Annotated in this window: 17 protein-coding genes and 1 riboswitch; all 17 genes read right to left on the reverse strand. The window is 55.9% G+C overall.

From position 1 onward, the window contains the following. Positions 1–3: 3 nt before the first annotated feature. The 17 genes from HMPREF7545_RS04045 to HMPREF7545_RS04125 all read right to left on the reverse strand — a co-directional run bounded on the left by HMPREF7545_RS04045 (position 4) and on the right by HMPREF7545_RS04125 (position 14,844). Positions 4–990 carry a Gfo/Idh/MocA family protein gene (locus HMPREF7545_RS04045; protein WP_040571205.1) on the reverse strand — a complete coding sequence of 329 codons (987 nt, stop codon included), beginning with the start codon at positions 988–990 and terminating at the stop codon, positions 4–6. A 161-nt stretch (positions 991–1,151) separates the two neighbouring features. After that, a complete protein-coding gene (locus tag HMPREF7545_RS04050) occupies positions 1,152–2,183 on the reverse strand; it encodes a sirohydrochlorin cobaltochelatase (protein WP_040571206.1) in 1,032 nt (343 codons plus the stop codon). A gap of 136 nt (positions 2,184–2,319) precedes the next feature. Beyond that, a riboswitch (cobalamin riboswitch) is annotated at positions 2,320–2,506 on the reverse strand. Between the two features lie 67 nt (positions 2,507–2,573). Next, a complete protein-coding gene (locus tag HMPREF7545_RS04055; RefSeq protein ID WP_006694408.1) occupies positions 2,574–3,308 on the reverse strand; it encodes a vWA domain-containing protein in 735 nt (244 codons plus the stop codon). A gap of 31 nt (positions 3,309–3,339) precedes the next feature. After that, the gene (gene sigH, locus HMPREF7545_RS04060) at positions 3,340–4,149 is read right to left on the reverse strand and encodes an RNA polymerase sporulation sigma factor SigH (protein ID WP_006694409.1); all 810 of its coding nucleotides are present in this window, start codon (positions 4,147–4,149) and stop codon (positions 3,340–3,342) included. A 171-nt stretch (positions 4,150–4,320) separates the two neighbouring features. After that, complete coding sequence (gene pyrR, locus HMPREF7545_RS04065; protein WP_006694410.1) at positions 4,321–4,869, reverse strand: bifunctional pyr operon transcriptional regulator/uracil phosphoribosyltransferase PyrR; 549 nt, start codon at positions 4,867–4,869, stop codon at positions 4,321–4,323. Positions 4,870–4,881: 12 nt separating this feature from the next. Then, a complete protein-coding gene (locus HMPREF7545_RS04070; protein ID WP_006694411.1) occupies positions 4,882–5,790 on the reverse strand; it encodes an RluA family pseudouridine synthase in 909 nt (302 codons plus the stop codon). Next, the gene (lspA, locus tag HMPREF7545_RS04075; RefSeq protein ID WP_040571263.1) at positions 5,787–6,245 is read right to left on the reverse strand and encodes a signal peptidase II; all 459 of its coding nucleotides are present in this window, start codon (positions 6,243–6,245) and stop codon (positions 5,787–5,789) included. The genes HMPREF7545_RS04070 and lspA overlap by 4 nt, the downstream gene beginning before the upstream one ends. A 64-nt stretch (positions 6,246–6,309) precedes the next feature. After that, a complete protein-coding gene (locus HMPREF7545_RS04080) occupies positions 6,310–7,104 on the reverse strand; it encodes a YlmH family RNA-binding protein (protein ID WP_006694413.1) in 795 nt (264 codons plus the stop codon). A gap of 38 nt (positions 7,105–7,142) precedes the next feature. After that, positions 7,143–7,955, reverse strand: a complete 813-nt coding sequence (gene proC / locus HMPREF7545_RS04085) for a pyrroline-5-carboxylate reductase (RefSeq protein ID WP_006694414.1) — start codon at positions 7,953–7,955, stop codon at positions 7,143–7,145. A 6-nt stretch (positions 7,956–7,961) separates the two neighbouring features. Continuing rightward, the gene (locus HMPREF7545_RS04090) at positions 7,962–8,462 is read right to left on the reverse strand and encodes a cell division protein SepF (protein WP_006694415.1); all 501 of its coding nucleotides are present in this window, start codon (positions 8,460–8,462) and stop codon (positions 7,962–7,964) included. A gap of 7 nt (positions 8,463–8,469) precedes the next feature. Continuing rightward, complete coding sequence (locus HMPREF7545_RS04095) at positions 8,470–9,189, reverse strand: YggS family pyridoxal phosphate-dependent enzyme (RefSeq protein WP_006694416.1); 720 nt, start codon at positions 9,187–9,189, stop codon at positions 8,470–8,472. After that, complete coding sequence (pgeF, locus tag HMPREF7545_RS04100) at positions 9,186–10,001, reverse strand: peptidoglycan editing factor PgeF (RefSeq protein ID WP_006694417.1); 816 nt, start codon at positions 9,999–10,001, stop codon at positions 9,186–9,188. The genes HMPREF7545_RS04095 and pgeF overlap by 4 nt, the downstream gene beginning before the upstream one ends. Beyond that, entirely contained in the window at positions 9,998–11,746 is a 1,749-nt protein-coding gene (locus tag HMPREF7545_RS04105; protein ID WP_040571207.1) for a radical SAM protein, read from the reverse strand. The genes pgeF and HMPREF7545_RS04105 overlap by 4 nt, the downstream gene beginning before the upstream one ends. A gap of 25 nt (positions 11,747–11,771) precedes the next feature. Continuing rightward, complete coding sequence (gene nrdR / locus HMPREF7545_RS04110) at positions 11,772–12,236, reverse strand: transcriptional regulator NrdR (RefSeq protein ID WP_006695644.1); 465 nt, start codon at positions 12,234–12,236, stop codon at positions 11,772–11,774. A 29-nt stretch (positions 12,237–12,265) separates the two neighbouring features. Further along, positions 12,266–13,177: a helix-turn-helix domain-containing protein gene (locus HMPREF7545_RS04115; RefSeq protein ID WP_006694420.1), complete on the reverse strand. Its 912-nt coding sequence runs from the start codon at positions 13,175–13,177 to the stop codon at positions 12,266–12,268. 81 nt (positions 13,178–13,258) lie between these two features. Then, positions 13,259–14,404, reverse strand: coding sequence for a cysteine desulfurase family protein (locus HMPREF7545_RS04120; protein WP_006694421.1), 1,146 nt, complete (start codon positions 14,402–14,404; stop codon positions 13,259–13,261). Continuing rightward, the gene (locus HMPREF7545_RS04125) at positions 14,401–14,844 is read right to left on the reverse strand and encodes an RrF2 family transcriptional regulator (RefSeq protein ID WP_006695647.1); all 444 of its coding nucleotides are present in this window, start codon (positions 14,842–14,844) and stop codon (positions 14,401–14,403) included. Before HMPREF7545_RS04125 ends, HMPREF7545_RS04120 begins: the two co-directional genes overlap by 4 nt. Positions 14,845–14,899 lie beyond the last annotated feature (55 nt).

Raw genomic sequence — 14,899 nt, forward strand, 5'->3', positions numbered from 1 at the left:
AGCTCAATCCGCCCGAAATTGGATGCCCGCCATGAGGCGTGCCTTCTCCATCACTGCCATGACTGTTCGTGTCGTGTGCAGCCCCTCCTCTGCGCGCGCATAGTCACCGCGTTCAAAAATGTCCCGCATCGCTTCGAACTCATGCACCATACGGTGTTCATATCGATTCAGTGCATACGTCCGCGGTTCTTTGCCGCGCAGACCAACCGTGAATGAACGGAGTTCATTCGGGGTTCCCTCTGCATGAATCCAGCCGGATTCCCCCTGAATCATAAAGAAAGAGGGGCTCATACTGTCCTTTGCCGCCGCCGCAGAAGCAACAAAACCGTCATAGCGCAGCGTCAGTATCCCGGAGGTATCAATTCCGTTGAATCCGATGTTTGCCGCATAGGAAGCCGACTGCGGCCGGCCGAACAGAGAGATGATCAGCGAGAGATTGTAGACGTTCAGATCATAGAGAGCCCCGCCGGAGAGAGACGGGTCGAATACCGGCGCGACATCACGGTCCAAATAGCGGTCATAGCGGCTGGAGTACTGGGAATAGTTCGCCTGCACAAGACGAATGAGTCCGAGCATCGGAAGCATCTCCATGATCCTCCGATAATTGGGGAGAAAGAGCGGCGTGACTGCCTCAAACACGTATCGCTTGGCTGCCTGCGCACGCGCAATCAGCTCCTCCGTTTCCGCCAGCGTTGAGGCAAACGGCTTCTCCACAATCACATGCCACCCCGCTGCAATCGCTTGCCGCGCATAGTCAAAATGCGCACTGTTAACAATGCCGAGATAGACAAAATCCGCTTCATGCGCTGCCAGCATTGCGCCATAGTCGGTCGCCACCTGCGGCACGCCAAACTCTCGGGCCATGGCGCATGCCTTATCTCGGCTGTGCGGGCGTGCACAGAGTACAGTGACCTCGATCCCATCTGCCTGACGCAGTGCAGTCAGCGCTTCCCGCGCGATCATACCTGTACCGACAACTGCCATCTTCATTTCAATGCTCTCCTTCATTTGCGGAATCTCGATTCTATACACAGCCGCCTCTGTCATCCATTTATTATAACAGGGTCATTCCATAAAGAAAAGGGTCTGCCGCAGAAGCAACTCCTTCCGCAGCAGACCCCTTTACAGCAATGTGAGAGAATGTGTTTCCCTTATTTCATCATTTTAAGGTGATCCGCATCCGCATCTTTTTTCCCCTGCAGAGCGTCCCACGCATCATTCGCGCGCTCTACAAATGCAGCTCGAATATTCTTGTTCTCGCCGAGACCGTGCAGATAGGTATTCACCTTAAAGCCCTTGCTCTCAAGAATACTCTTGTGCGAATCCGAATCTTTGCCCGCCATATCGTTGTGTGCATGATCGCCCGCAACCATCATAATCGGCATGAGCGTCACTGTCTTGACATTCGCATTGTTGAGCTTCGGAACGACATCTTCGAGACTCGGCCACCCCTCAACCGTGTAGACGTAGACATTCTTATATCCGAGCGCATCAAGCTTCGCCTGAATCACGGAATAGTAAGCATTGGAAACGTGCGGTGTGCCGTGTGCCATGAGGAGAAGGGCCTCATCCTTGCCAAGCTTCGGGAACTGGCTGGAGACGGCCTTGATGAACTCCACAACGTCATCCGACTGCTCTTCCTGCCCCTGCCAGTACATAAGAGATGTCCCGCAGGTCATCGTCTTGAACTGTTCTTTATACTCATTGAACACAGCCTTGACATAGGAGTACTCCATTCCCGGAATGACGTCCAGCGAGACCAGTGCAATGCGCGAGTAGCCGTCTGCCTTGAGTTGTGTCAGCGCCTCCTCGGGGGTCGGATACTTCTTGCCCTCATTCTTTTCGATGCGGTCGATGATGATGTGGGAGGTAAATGCCGTCACAACCTTCACACCCGGATGGGCCGCCTGAATGTCACGCACGGTCGCCTCAATCGTCTTTTCACGCGTCTCCTTGAACGTCGTGCCGAAGCTCGCCACGACGATGGCATCCTTGTTCGCGAGATTCTGAAGCTGCGGATTCTCATACTTCAGCACACCGATCTCCGAAGCCTCCAAGAGGGCCGGCGTTGCTGTCTTGACTTCGGGATTGAGCTCATATGACGCCTCTGCCGGGCTGTATGAGAGTCCCAGGACCGCCGAGCATGCAAGTGATGCAGCCAGCATTTTCTTCCAATTCTTCATCCGAATTCCTCCCAAATAGATAAATAAAAGCTTTCCTGCCACAGCAAGAAAGCTCATAGTGTCCGTAGGATCTATGCATCGCCTTCCTGTCGCTCGCAGGTATGTGATGACAGGCAGCCAAACGGCGCCCAAACACACGGCAATCATTAAACAGGCAGTTCTCCTGGCTCGGTTCATCGCTCTCCTGCGCCTTCCCAAAAGGCCTATCCTCTCAGTGGCTTCCTGCAGGTTTGCTCCCCTCACAGTGGCGGGACCGCGCCGGCTTATCCGGCTTCTCTTTTAAGCACGCACAAATGTGCTGCACCTGTTTTTCATTAATTTAATTATATATAATATGCTACGCTTATTAGAATACATCATTATTCTTAAGTTGTCAATCATTTGATGCACTTATTTCGACGTATCTTCTTCCACATGTGCTCTCCATTTAGCGGGTATAGTGCCGCCGCCCTCTGCCGTCTCTTCAACATAGGTATTGACGGCATCGTAGTTTGCGCGGACCCCTGATTTTGTGTTTCGGTACGTCACAGCGTTCGCCTTCTTCACTCCGATCGCTCCCGCTTCTTCGGCAGCATCGATATTAGCGCCGAGATAGATAAAATCCCACCCGTCCTGTTCCTGTTTATCGGAGATCATCTCCTTCACCTTCTGCTTGGTGAATTTCGTGCTCGCATTCTCAAGACCGTCCGTGATGATGACAAAGATCACCTTCGTCTTGCCGCACTCCGTCGCTTTCGACCGCTCCATCTTCAGAATCGTGCCGCCCACTGCATCGAGCAATGCTGTTGTGCCGCCCGTCTCGTACTCCCGCTCCGTCAGCGGCCGGACATTTTGAATATACCTTCGCGCATAGAGAAGATCCGTTTTGTCGTTAAAAAGTACTGCCGTCACGCGCACATTGATGCCGAGCTTCTTCTGCTTTTCGATCATGGAGTTAAATCCGCCGATCGTATCCTTTTCAAGCCCCTGCATTGACCCGCTCTTGTCGATCACGAGCACGAGCTCTATGCGCTTCGGCTGCTCCATCGCCTTCGGCGCATCATCGGTGCCCTTGGCAGCAGCAGCGGCGGCAGATGCCATGCACATAAGACAGGCGAGCACAGCGCATTGAATCCTCTTCCACATGATAAAATCTCCTCTGCACGGCAGCGGTCGTCTACTCTTCCGGCGTGCGGGTGCCGCGATTGATGGTTGTGAGGCCGCGATAGACCGTACTGATATCGAGATCATCCCCGCGTGATTCCATATATTTCTCCAGCTTGCGCTTGACCCGCTGCAGTGCATTGTCGATGGATTTCACCTGGCGGTGCAGATCGACCGCAATCTCCTGATAGGACTTGCCGTCGAGATAACTCATGAGCACACGCCATTCGAGATCGCTGAGGATCTCCTCCATCTTCTGCTCAATATCGACGAATTCCTCGCGGCTGATCACAAGCTCCTCGGGATCGCTGATGCGTGCGCCGGAGAGCACGTCGAGCAGTGTGCGGTCGGAGTCCTCATCGTAGATGGGTTTGTTGAGCGACACATAGGAATTGAGCGGGATATGCTTCTGCCGCGTCGCTGTCTTGATCGCAGTGATGATTTGCCGCGTCACGCAGAGTTCGGCAAACGCGCGGAAGGATGAGAGCTTGTCCTCGCGAAAATCACGAATTGCCTTAAAGAAGCCGATCATACCCTCCTGCACGATATCCTCGCGATCTGCGCCTATGAGAAAGTAGGAACGCGCTTTGGAGCGCACGAAATTACGATACTTATTGATGAGATAGTCCAGCGCATCATCGCCCTGGCAGGCGCGAATGCGCGCAAGCAGATCCTCATCCGTGTACCCGTCATAGATGCTGCTCTCTGCAGATGTCTCGTCACATTCGTCCCCGTCCGAATCGAGGTCGTCTGTATCGATTGCATCCGGCACAGTTTGTTCCTCATCGAGCATGGATTTTTGCTTTTCACCGTAAAAAATCATACGATTGCTCCGTCTTTCAAAGGATTGCTTTGGAGAATCCGCCGAACAAATCAGCCGTTCCCGTACAAATGTCCCAGTTTTATTATACCTCTATTGCAAAACCTCCGTCAAGAGACAAAAGAGGACTGCAGGCGGCTCAATCCCGCTGCAGTCCTCTTTGCTTATATTGCATTACGCGCGTTCCCGAATAATGACCTTCTCTTCCCCATCCGTATCTCTGAGCAGCACAGAGACGTCCTCATGCGCTGCAGTGGGAACATTCTTGCCGACATAGTCGGCGCGAATAGGAAGTTCTCTGTGCCCGCGGTCAATGAGCACGGCGAGCTGGATCATACGCGGCCGCCCGATATCAAGAAGCGCATTTATTCCCGCGCGAACCGTTCTTCCGGTATAGAGTACGTCATCGACGAGCACAATCGTCTTTCCCGTGATATCAATCGGCATTTCTGTCGGATGTACAATGGGCTGATAGGAAAGCTCGTTGAGATCATCGCGATAGAGTGTGATATCGAGTATGCCGCGCGGGAGTTCACGGCCTTCGATCCGTTCGATCTCCGCTGCAATCCGTGCCGCAATGGTCACACCGCGTGTGCGGATGCCGACCAGGACAAGATTCTCCATGCCCTTGTTTTTCTCGACGACCTCATGCGAAATGCGCATAAGCGCGCGCCGAATCCCGTCATCATCCATGAGGACGGCCTTTTCCCTGAACTGTGTCATGCGATCAGCTCCTTATCTGCCGCTGCGCAGTGCGCACAGAATCTCCTCTATGTCCGCGGGCAGCGGCGCCGTAAACGCCATCTCCTCGCCGCTGCGCGGATGCGCAAGAGTAAGTGTCAGCGAGTGCAGCGCCTGTCCCGCAATTGCAAAGGGATTTTTCTTGGACGTGTACTTTGCATCCCCGACGAGCGGATGTCCGATGCTTGTCATATGGACGCGAATCTGATGCGTACGCCCCGTCTCCAAGCGACATGCAACAAAAGTATATCCGCCGAAACGCTCCAGCACCTCAAAATGTGTAGTCGCGTGTTTTCCATTTTCCCGGACAATTGCCATCCTCTTGCGGTCGGTCGGATGACGACCGATATCGCCTGTGATAATGCCCGCACGCTCCGCAATATTGCCGTATACAATCGCACGATACTCGCGGCGCGCTTCTTTTTTCTGTATCTGCTCTGCAAGAGAGCGGTGCGCCGCATCATTCTTGGCCGCCGCCATAACGCCTGAAGTATCCTTGTCAAGACGATGCACAATACCGGGACGCAGTGCACCGTTGATGCCTGAAAGGTCCCGGCAGTGATAGAGAAGTGCATTGACGAGAGTCCCTCCGGAGATGCCTGCGGCAGGATGGACAACCATGCCGCGCGGCTTATTGACGACAATGATATCAGCGTCCTCATAGAGAATATCAAGGGGGATGTTCTCCGCACGGACGGAGACCTCCTCCACAGGGGGGAGATCGCACGCGACGCACTCTCCGCCGCGCAGCTTATAGTTCGCCTTGCGCGGCGTTCCATCTACAGTAACTCGCTTCTCTTCGATCAGCCGCTGTGCATAGCTGCGCGACAGATCGGGCATCTTGCGCACGAGGAAAACGTCCAGCCGTTCGCCCGCGCAGTCTGCACTGAATATCCCGCTCATCGGGGGAGCTCTTTCTTCTGCACGAAAAATGCCCAGAGAACGGCTGCTGTCCCAAGGACAATGGCGATGTCTGCGACATTAAAGACGGGCCAGATGCGAAAGTCGAAAAAGTCGACGACATGCCCCGTACGCACACGGTCGATCATATTGCTCACGGCTCCTGCCGCAAGGGCAACCGCTCCATAGTGGATGAGCGTCCCGCTGCGGCGCAGGCGCTCATAGAATGCAAGGAAGACCGCACAGAATACTGCGGCCGTAACGAGAAAGAGCCATTGCTGGTACTCAAAGATACCGAACGCCGCTCCGGGATTGAGAACAAACGTAATATGAAAAAATGGCGGGACAATCGGAATACTCTCACCCGGCAGCATGGTCAGCTCCACACAATATTTGACGAGCTGATCAAGAAGTACCGTGCCGAAAAAGAAAAATGCCGCTTTCACGCGTCCGCTCATCACTTCCAAATATCCTTCCTGTTCCGTCCATTCCACTGCCCGCTGCAAAGTTCTCCGGCAGCTTCTAAAAGAAGCGCTTCAATACGACAACTGTGCGGCCCTTCTTTGTCTGTCCCCGCACCTCGGTTACCTCAACCCGCCCGCGTCCGCGCATCGAGAGAACATCCCCCTCCTTGATCGTCTTGGACGCACTGCCCGCGCTCTGCCAGTTAAGCTTCACCTTATCCGCGGCAATATCATCCGCCGCACGGCTGCGCGAGACGCCGAACCCCGCCGCAGCGACGGCGTCAAGGCGAAGGGAAGCAACCGTTGCACGAATCTCTTTCGTCCGTTCCTCACGCGGCGCAATCTCCGCCGTATCCTCCACCGTTGCTTTGACGCCGGCAGCACCGATCATGGTCAGATTATTCACGATGAAGTCCGAGATCTTTGCATCGCAGAGAATCTTTGCCGCATCCGCCCCCGGCAGAATATCTCCGATTGATTCACGCTCAATCCCAAGACCCATGAGCGCGCCGAGTACATCCCGATGCGAAAGACGTGCAAACTGCCCGTTCCATGCAGCCGCCACGCAGACGATCCCAAATCCGTCAGGCGTTCCTGCAAAATCCGCATGGCGCAGCATCGCACGCTGACGCTCTGCTCCTGCATATCCGCCGTCGAAATCAAGCTGTATGCCTTCATAGTTGGCACAAATAGTCTCCGCAATTTCCTGGCCGTAGGGATCGAGAAAAGGGCTGATGCGAAACTTGCGCGTCTTTATAACGCTCTCAGCGAGATCGAGCAGACGGATCGCCGTCTCCTCTCCCTCGCTCCCCCGATAAAAGCGGAGAATCCGCTCCCTCTGTTCCGATGCCATTATCTTCTCCTTAGGGTAGGCCCGACCTTTTCTGTGCGTCAGTTCTTTCCAAGTTCTCTTGAACGTTCCGCCGCTGCAAGCACAGCCTCTATCAGCGCTGAGCGCACGCCCTCTCGTTCGAGTATACGCAGCCCTGCCGCAGTGGTTCCCGCGGGGCTTGTCACCGCCGCGCGCAGATCGGCAGGCGAGCTCTTCGCAGCGAGCGCCATCTGTGCTGCGCCAAGCATCGTCTGCGCCGCGAGCATCGTCGCCGTCTCTCGCCCGAGTCCCGCGGCGACACCGCCCTCAGCAAGTGCCTCGATCATAAGGAACACATAGGCAGGGCCGCTTCCGGAAAGCCCTGTTACGGCATCAAGATCATGCTCGCGCACCTCAACAATGCGTCCCGACGCGCCGAGTATACGCGCTGCGTACGCACGCTCTTCCGCTCCCGCATGCATACCGCACGCAAATGCAGACATGCCCGCGCCGACGGCAAGCGGCGTATTCGGCATCGCGCGGATAACCGGATGTCCCGGATATGCGGCCTCAATCTGCGCAATGGGAAGTCCCGCCACAATCGAAAGAACGAGCGCCCCCTCATGCAGAAGAGGCGCCGTCTCCTGCATCGCCTCCGCAGCTGCGGAGGGTTTTACCGCAAGGATGAGTACAGCAATATGGGGCAGAAAATCCTCTGCCCCGACCTGTGCATGCACACCATAGGCCGCTGTCAGCACATCACATCGCGCAGCCTTGTGTTCCGATACGTGAATATGCGGCGGAGAAGTCATTTCCTGCGCCGTCAGCCCGGCGATTATTGCCTCAGCCATCGCTCCGCCGCCGATGACGCCGATTTGTACTGCGTCACTCATAATGTTTTACCTGTTCAGCCATGACATATCATCCCCGAGGCGATGCTCCTCCTCGGAGTAGCTGACGTTGACATTGCTCGGCGCACAGAGGATGACATTGTTGCTGATCTTTTTGATATCGCCGTTGAGCGCATACGTCGTTCCGCTGATGAAGTCGATGATGCGGTTCGCAACGCTCTTCTCCGTCTTTTCAAAGTTGAGCACAACCGGCTTTTTCTTCTGCAGATTGACAGCCACCTGCTGCGCATCGTCAAATGTCTGCGGCTCGATCACTACGACATTCATGCGATATGCTGCGACGACATTGTCGATTGGCGTACCGCCTGCGGCTCCCGCAGGCACCGAAAACTCCGGAAATGCCGAGAGATTCGCACCTGTCTCGCGCGGGCGCGATGCACGTGCGCCGATCTCAGCAACAGGAGCACCCTTCTGCTCCTCGTTCTCCTCTGTCTCATCCTCCGGCGTAATGCCAATGAACTTCGTTGATATTTTCTTAAAAATACTCACTGATCCCTCACACTCCTAGGGTATATTGACGTGCACCAAAAATCGCAGTACCGACGCGCACCAGATTCGCCCCCTCCTCGACGGCGATCCCATAATCGTGGGTCATGCCCATCGAGAGGTAGCGGATGTCTGCCGTGCGCGGCCCCGCTGCCTTCATCTGACGAAACAGCTCATACATTTCCCGAAAGAGGGGACGACACTGTTCCACATTCTCATAATTCGGCGCAATACACATAAAACCCTGCAAGCGAACCGAACACAGTTCATCGATTGCCGCAAGCAGTTCATCTAAATCTTCCCGATAAACCCCGGATTTGCTCTCCTCGCGCGCAAGATTGACCTGCACAAGAACATTCTGCACCTTGCCGAATCTCTCCGCCGCTTTGTCAATCTCCTGTGCAAGGCGAACGGAATCCACCGAGTGGATGAGATCAAACTGCCGTACCGCCTGCTTTGCTTTATTCGTCTGCAAATGCCCGATGAGATGCCATTTGACCGCGCGTGCCAGCGTTCCCGCCTTGCTCAGCGCCTCCTGCACGCGATTCTCGCCGATGTTCATAACACCCGCGTCAATGGCTTTCTGCATTGCCTCTACCGGATGGTTCTTCGTCACGGCAATCAGTTCCACGGGTGTCTCTGCCGATACGCGCGTACGCCGCGCACGCGCTGCAGCGATCTCGGCACGCACGGACTGCAGCCGCTCATATATCATCGCGTCATTACTCATCTCAGCTCCATCACCGCCGCCAGCCGTCCTGTCCTGCCGCCCGCGGCACGATAGGAATAAAAAAAAGTACGATCGCACGATGTGCAGACATTTGCACTGTCGATATTGTTCTCCGCCAGCCCCGCCTCCACCAGCTGGATGCGGTTTGCCGCCCAAAGATCAAGATGGATCGCACCGTCCCGCTTCGTCAGGATCTCATTTGCATGCGCGGGAAATTTCGTGTAGAAACGATCCGCGACCTCCGGTCCCACGACATAGCAGTCCGCCGAGATGGAGGGTCCGATGCCGGCGCATACGTCGGAAGGCTTTGTCCCAAATTCCTCGCCCATACGCGCAATCGTTTTTGCCGCAATCCGCTGTACCGTCCCCTTCCATCCTGCGTGGACAAGCCCCGCAGCATTGTGCACAGGATCATAAAGGAGCACCGGAACACAGTCCGCATAACAGAGCAGGAGCGCAACGCCGCTGTCATTCGTGATCATCGCGTCCGCATCTGCGCATGCATCGTCATAGTCGCGGGCGCCCCGCCCCGCATCACGCCGCAGAACACGCACAATCTCCGTGCCGTGCACCTGACGAATGGTACAGATACGCGCGGCATCCGATCCGATCGTACGCAGATAGCGCGTACGGTTCTCCCATACATGGGCAGGATCGTCTCCGACATGCAGCGCCATGTTGAGCGTATCGAACGGCACAGGACTCACGCCGCCGTGGCGCGCAGAGAATCCATGGATAAGGCGATCTTCGGGAAAAATATCGAGCTGTCCGCTCCAGAGATTATTCCCCATATGCCGCAATACAAAACTCATCCATTTATCCTTTCCGTACTACGGCAAACGCCGCACCGCTCGCATCCGTTAAAGCATGCAGGCGTCGCCTTCAGCGCCTGTGCCCGCATATATTCCTGCCAAAGATAACACTTTGTAAAGCCCATATCGAGATGCTCCCATGGGAGATAATCATCCCGCGCCCACGCCCGCATCAGATAATCCTCCGGCGCAAGCCCGTCTGCCTTCATCTCCGGCACAAGATCCTTAGCCCCTCTTCCTGCCGCCGCTCGGATAAGCGGCTCCGCCAGCCGACGATCACCGCGCGCAAGGATTGCCTGCACAAGCGCCTCCTTCGGAGATTCAAAGTGAACGATAATCCTCTTGCGGCGGCGGAGCGCCTGTACAATACGCTTAATAACGGCATCAAGGCGCTTCTTGTCCGCCATCGGCATCCATTGGAATGGTGTGAAGGGCTTAGGAACGAACGGATTGATGCTGAGTGTGAGTGTTCCGCGGCTCCCCTTTTCATCCATATAGTCCCGCAGTCTCTCCGTGAGATCAATGATCGCATCGATGTCCGCGTCCTCCTCAAACGGCAGTCCCACCATGAGGTAAAGCTTGAAATTTGGGATGTGTGCCGCGGCTCCGAGATCAATAGCCGTAAAGAGATGATGTTCTTCAATTCCCTTATTGATAACGGCGCGCATCCGCGCGCTTCCCGCCTCAGGAGCAAGCGTCAGCGTCTGCAGTCCGCTTGCGGCAAGGGATTCAACAAGCTTCTTCGTCACGGAGTCTGCGCGGAAAGAGGCAACAGACATGGACAGTCCCTCTCCGAGAATAGAACGACAGAGTTCATCGATCTCCGGATAATCCGAAATCGCCGCTCCCATCAAACCGATTTTCTTTCCATGGGAAAGAGCTTCACGCACCTGCGCCTCAATGACAGAGAGGGAACGGTTGCGCGGGCGGCGGAAGCAGTAGCCCGCCATACAAAAGCGACAATGCCGTCCACAGCCGCGTGCCGTCTCGATGAGGTAAAAGTTGAATTCCGTATCCTCGGCAACGACGACCGTATGCGCAGGAGCGGCATCAAGATTCTCTACCCACTGGCGCGATATGCTGGGCGGTGCTCCCGCTTTCGGCGCAAGCGATGCAATATTCCCGTCCGCACAATAGGAAGGCATATAGAATGCAGGGACGTAGACACCCGGAACGCGTGCCAGGCGCAAAAGGAGTGCTGCCCGGTCCTCGCCTGCACGCACGCCTTCATGATAGGCATCCATCAGAGCAGGCATGACAGCCTCCCCCTCGCCGATCACAAAAGCATCTGCAATCTCTGCGAGGGGCTCCGGATTGAACGTTGCGCAGGGCCCCCCCGCAATGACGAGCGGATCATGCTCTGTGCGCTCAGCTGCACGCGGCTTGATGCGGCTGAGTGCAAGCATTTTGACCACGTGGAAATAGTCCATTTCAAAGGAAACAGCAAAGCCGATGACAGCGAAGTCTGCAAGCGGTGTCTGCGTCTCCACACTCATCATCGGCGTCTGTGTACGCTCGTAGCGCGAAATTTCGGTACGGTCAGGCAAGAATACGCGCTCACACGCCGTATCGACGCGCCGATTGAGGAGCTCGTAGATGACATGAATGCCGAGGTTCGACATACCGATGAAGTAAGTATTCGGATAAGCCAAAGCAAATCGTGTACGTGTGCCCTGCGGATAGCGATAGTATCCGCGTTCCCGGGCAAGACGCTCCTGCAGTTTGCTTTTCAGCTGATAATCCAAATCCCACCGCTGCCTTTCGTTGTTGTCACTCCTTCCCCCGGTGCGCGCGCAATGTCTCCAGCTCCTCAATGAAATTCGTAATATCGTCGAATTTCCGATAGACTGAGGCAAAGCGGATATACGCGACCTCATCGAAATCCTTCAGGCGCTCCATCACGATCTCGCCGATCTTCTCAGACGGCACCTCCGGCTCTGTGCTGTTGCGAATATCACGCTCAATCTCCGCTACGAAATTCGTGATCTGCTCCATTGAGATGTCGCGTTTGTCACACGAACGAATAATCCCCGTCAGCAGTTTGTCACGATTGAAGGGCTCACGACGGTTATCACGCTTTACAACCATGAGCGGCAGCTTCTCTACCACCTCATAGGTCGTGAACCTTCGTGCGCACTCGCCGCATTCACGGCGGCGGCGAATGGTCATGCCTTCGTCTGCTGCGCGGGAATCAATGACCCGGCTGTCCGGCGCCTTGCAAAAAGGACATCTCATTACTTTCATCCTTCCTCATGTGCCGTATATCACTGTTGATTTCTCGTGCCCTTGGTTCCCCGTGCATCCTTGGCCCCCGTCGCTCTGCTCTGTCCTTGCTGTGCAGCAGGAGCTTCCTGGGAGGGCGCAGGCGGGAGCGTATCCCTGAGATCCTTCGTCTCTTTTGTGAAACGACGCTCTACGACCTCGCCCTCATTCCCGAATCTGCCAAGCTTTTTCCCGTTTGCCGTCACTTCAAGTGCGCCCGCATTGCCTGCGCGGATGATGATCGCGTCATTGGCCTGCCAGTTCTCGGTTCTCCCGCTTTCAATGATGCCTTCTAAGACGACATTGCCGTCAACCTGTACCTCCATCCAACTGCGTTCTGTCAGATGCACGCTCACACGCACGTCCTGTGCGCTCGCCGCCGCTGTACGGGCGGCATCAGAGGCATCTGCCTCAGCAGCAACAGACGTCGGCGCAGGTTGCTCCGTTTTTGTCGGCGCAGGCGCAGCCGTCTCCTTTGCCGGAGAATTGATGGCAGAAATGAGGGCTGCACCGCCGCCCACAAGCGCAGCCAGCACAATGATGCCAAGTGCAAGCTTGCCGAATATCCCTGCATAGGACGATCTCCGCCCGCCAATGGATATCTGGGAGAGCGATTCGTCGCCGACGCTGCTCAGCGAAATACGACGCGGCTTTGTCTCCGGTTCTGCCGGTACGGGGGCAGGCGGAGCGCCGTTCTCCTCTGCAAACTGCTGGACCAAATGTTCCGCGTCCAGATGAAGAAATGCAGCATAATTGCGCACGAATCCCTTCGCATATACCATACCGGGCAGTGCATCGATATTGCCCCGCTCGATATGCTCAATGTAAAGCTTGCGAATGCTCGTCCCTTCCTCGATATCCGCAATCGTCAGCCCCTGCTTCTCGCGCGCTTTTCGCAAGATGTCTCCGACCATGAGACTCCCTCCCAGACTTTTGTTACTCCCGGAATATATGCCTTCAATTATACACAAAGTATCATACAAAGACAAATTTTTTCAATACTGCTCCCCCGCAATCGCGATAATGCGGTCTGCAAAAGAAACAATATCCTCGTGTTTCGTAAAGCGTCCAAGGCTCACGCGGATCGACGCACATATCTCCGGCTCCGAAAGACCCATCGCCTGCAGGACATGAGACGGATGTGCGGCCCCGGCGCTGCATGCACTTCCTGCCGATACGGCAAATCCTGCCAAATCGAGTCGGATCAGCATCGTATCCTGTGACGTTCCGGAAATGCCGAAGTTCAAAATGCCCGCGAGATGCGACTCCCTGTCCCCGTGAAAAGAAATGCCGCCGACCGCAGACAGCTTCGTGTGCAGGAACTCTGCAGCAACGCTCAGGCGCTCATTCTCCGCCGTCATCTCAATACCCGCAATCTCTGCCGCACACCCGCAGCCCACAATTGCCGCTGTATTCTCCGTGCCTGCCCGCATGTCGCGCTCCTGTGCTCCGCCGTACAGAAGAGGTGCAATGGCCGTCCCGCGCCGCACATAGAGTATGCCTATCCCCTTGGGTCCGCAGAATTTATGCGCAGAAAAGGAAAGCGCATCCACGTTCAGCGCGTTCACATTGAGTGGTATATGCCCCGCTGCCTGTACGGCATCCGTATGGAACAAAATACCGTGCGCGCGAACAAGTGCGCCGATCTCTGCAATCGGTTCTATCGTCCCGACCTCGTTGTTCGCCGTCATGATGCTGACAAGAATGGTTTCGTTCCGCAGTGCGGCTTCTACATCTGACGGGTCAACACGCCCCGCCGCATCGACGGGGAGATAGGTAACGGAAAATCCATTCCTCTCCAAGTAATGACAGGTCTCGAGCACGGCGGCGTGCTCGATCGACGAGGTCACGATGTGTGCGCCGCGGCCTGCCGTGCGCTGTGCCTCTGCAATGCCGCGCAGCGCCCAATTATCGCTCTCCGTGCCGCCGCTCGTAAAAAAGATCTCCTCAGGAGACGCGCCGATAAGTGCAGCCGTCTGGGCGCGCGCACGCATGACGGCACGGCGCGCCCCCTGTCCGAACGCGTGGAGGCTCGACGGATTGCCATATATATCCGTCAGATACGGCATCATCTCTTCGAGCACGCGGGGATCAAGCGGCGTCGTCGCAGCATAATCGAGATAGATCGGCGCACTGCTCACTGGTTGCACCCTACGCGCTGACGGCCGCGGCGCATCAAATCGGAAAGTGCAATATTGTTCAGCACATTATTGATGTTGTCGCAGACTTCTTCCCAAATCTGGCGCGTGACACAGTTGCCGGCACGCACGCAGCTCTGATCGACGGCCTCGGCACTCGTCAGCAGGCAGTCCACAAGGGCGATCGGCCCCTCCACAGCGGTGATGATCTGCCCGATCGTCACCTCTTCGGGAGGGAGCGCCAGCGTATAGCCGCCCTGCGCTCCACGCACGCTCTCTACGAGCCCCGCACGCCGGAGCGGCGCCATCAGCTGTTCCAAATAGTTCTCTGATATGCCCTGCGTCTTTGCAATCGTCTTGAGCGGGACGACCCCCTCCCCATAGTGCAGCGCCAGTTCATAGAGTGCCGTCACACTGTAGCGCCCTTTCGTTGATAGTTTCATTGATATCCCCCGGATTGATGGGTATTCCCCATCAATCCCGACCATTCTGCTTTGA

Origin of the sequence: Centipeda noxia ATCC 43541 (genome assembly GCF_000160555.1) — a bacterium.
GTDB lineage: Bacteria > Bacillota > Negativicutes > Selenomonadales > Selenomonadaceae > Centipeda > Centipeda noxia.

Excerpts from the sequence above, each read along its gene's own strand:
- HMPREF7545_RS04045 (WP_040571205.1), bottom strand. The coding sequence starts at position 990 with ATGAAGATGGCAGTTGTCGGTACAGGTATGATCGCGCGGGAAGCGCTG.
- HMPREF7545_RS04050 (WP_040571206.1), bottom strand. The coding sequence starts at position 2,183 with ATGAAGAATTGGAAGAAAATGCTGGCTGCATCACTTGCATGCTCGGCG.
- HMPREF7545_RS04055 (WP_006694408.1), bottom strand. The coding sequence starts at position 3,308 with ATGTGGAAGAGGATTCAATGCGCTGTGCTCGCCTGTCTTATGTGCATG.
- sigH (WP_006694409.1), bottom strand. The coding sequence starts at position 4,149 with ATGATTTTTTACGGTGAAAAGCAAAAATCCATGCTCGATGAGGAACAA.
- pyrR (WP_006694410.1), bottom strand. The coding sequence starts at position 4,869 with ATGACACAGTTCAGGGAAAAGGCCGTCCTCATGGATGATGACGGGATT.
- HMPREF7545_RS04070 (WP_006694411.1), bottom strand. The coding sequence starts at position 5,790 with ATGAGCGGGATATTCAGTGCAGACTGCGCGGGCGAACGGCTGGACGTT.
- lspA (WP_040571263.1), bottom strand. The coding sequence starts at position 6,245 with ATGAGCGGACGCGTGAAAGCGGCATTTTTCTTTTTCGGCACGGTACTT.
- HMPREF7545_RS04080 (WP_006694413.1), bottom strand. The coding sequence starts at position 7,104 with ATGGCATCGGAACAGAGGGAGCGGATTCTCCGCTTTTATCGGGGGAGC.
- proC (WP_006694414.1), bottom strand. The coding sequence starts at position 7,955 with ATGAGTGACGCAGTACAAATCGGCGTCATCGGCGGCGGAGCGATGGCT.
- HMPREF7545_RS04095 (WP_006694416.1), bottom strand. The coding sequence starts at position 9,189 with ATGAGTAATGACGCGATGATATATGAGCGGCTGCAGTCCGTGCGTGCC.
- pgeF (WP_006694417.1), bottom strand. The coding sequence starts at position 10,001 with ATGAGTTTTGTATTGCGGCATATGGGGAATAATCTCTGGAGCGGACAG.
- nrdR (WP_006695644.1), bottom strand. The coding sequence starts at position 12,236 with ATGAGATGTCCTTTTTGCAAGGCGCCGGACAGCCGGGTCATTGATTCC.
- HMPREF7545_RS04115 (WP_006694420.1), bottom strand. The coding sequence starts at position 13,177 with ATGGTCGGAGACATCTTGCGAAAAGCGCGCGAGAAGCAGGGGCTGACG.
- HMPREF7545_RS04125 (WP_006695647.1), bottom strand. The coding sequence starts at position 14,844 with ATGAAACTATCAACGAAAGGGCGCTACAGTGTGACGGCACTCTATGAA.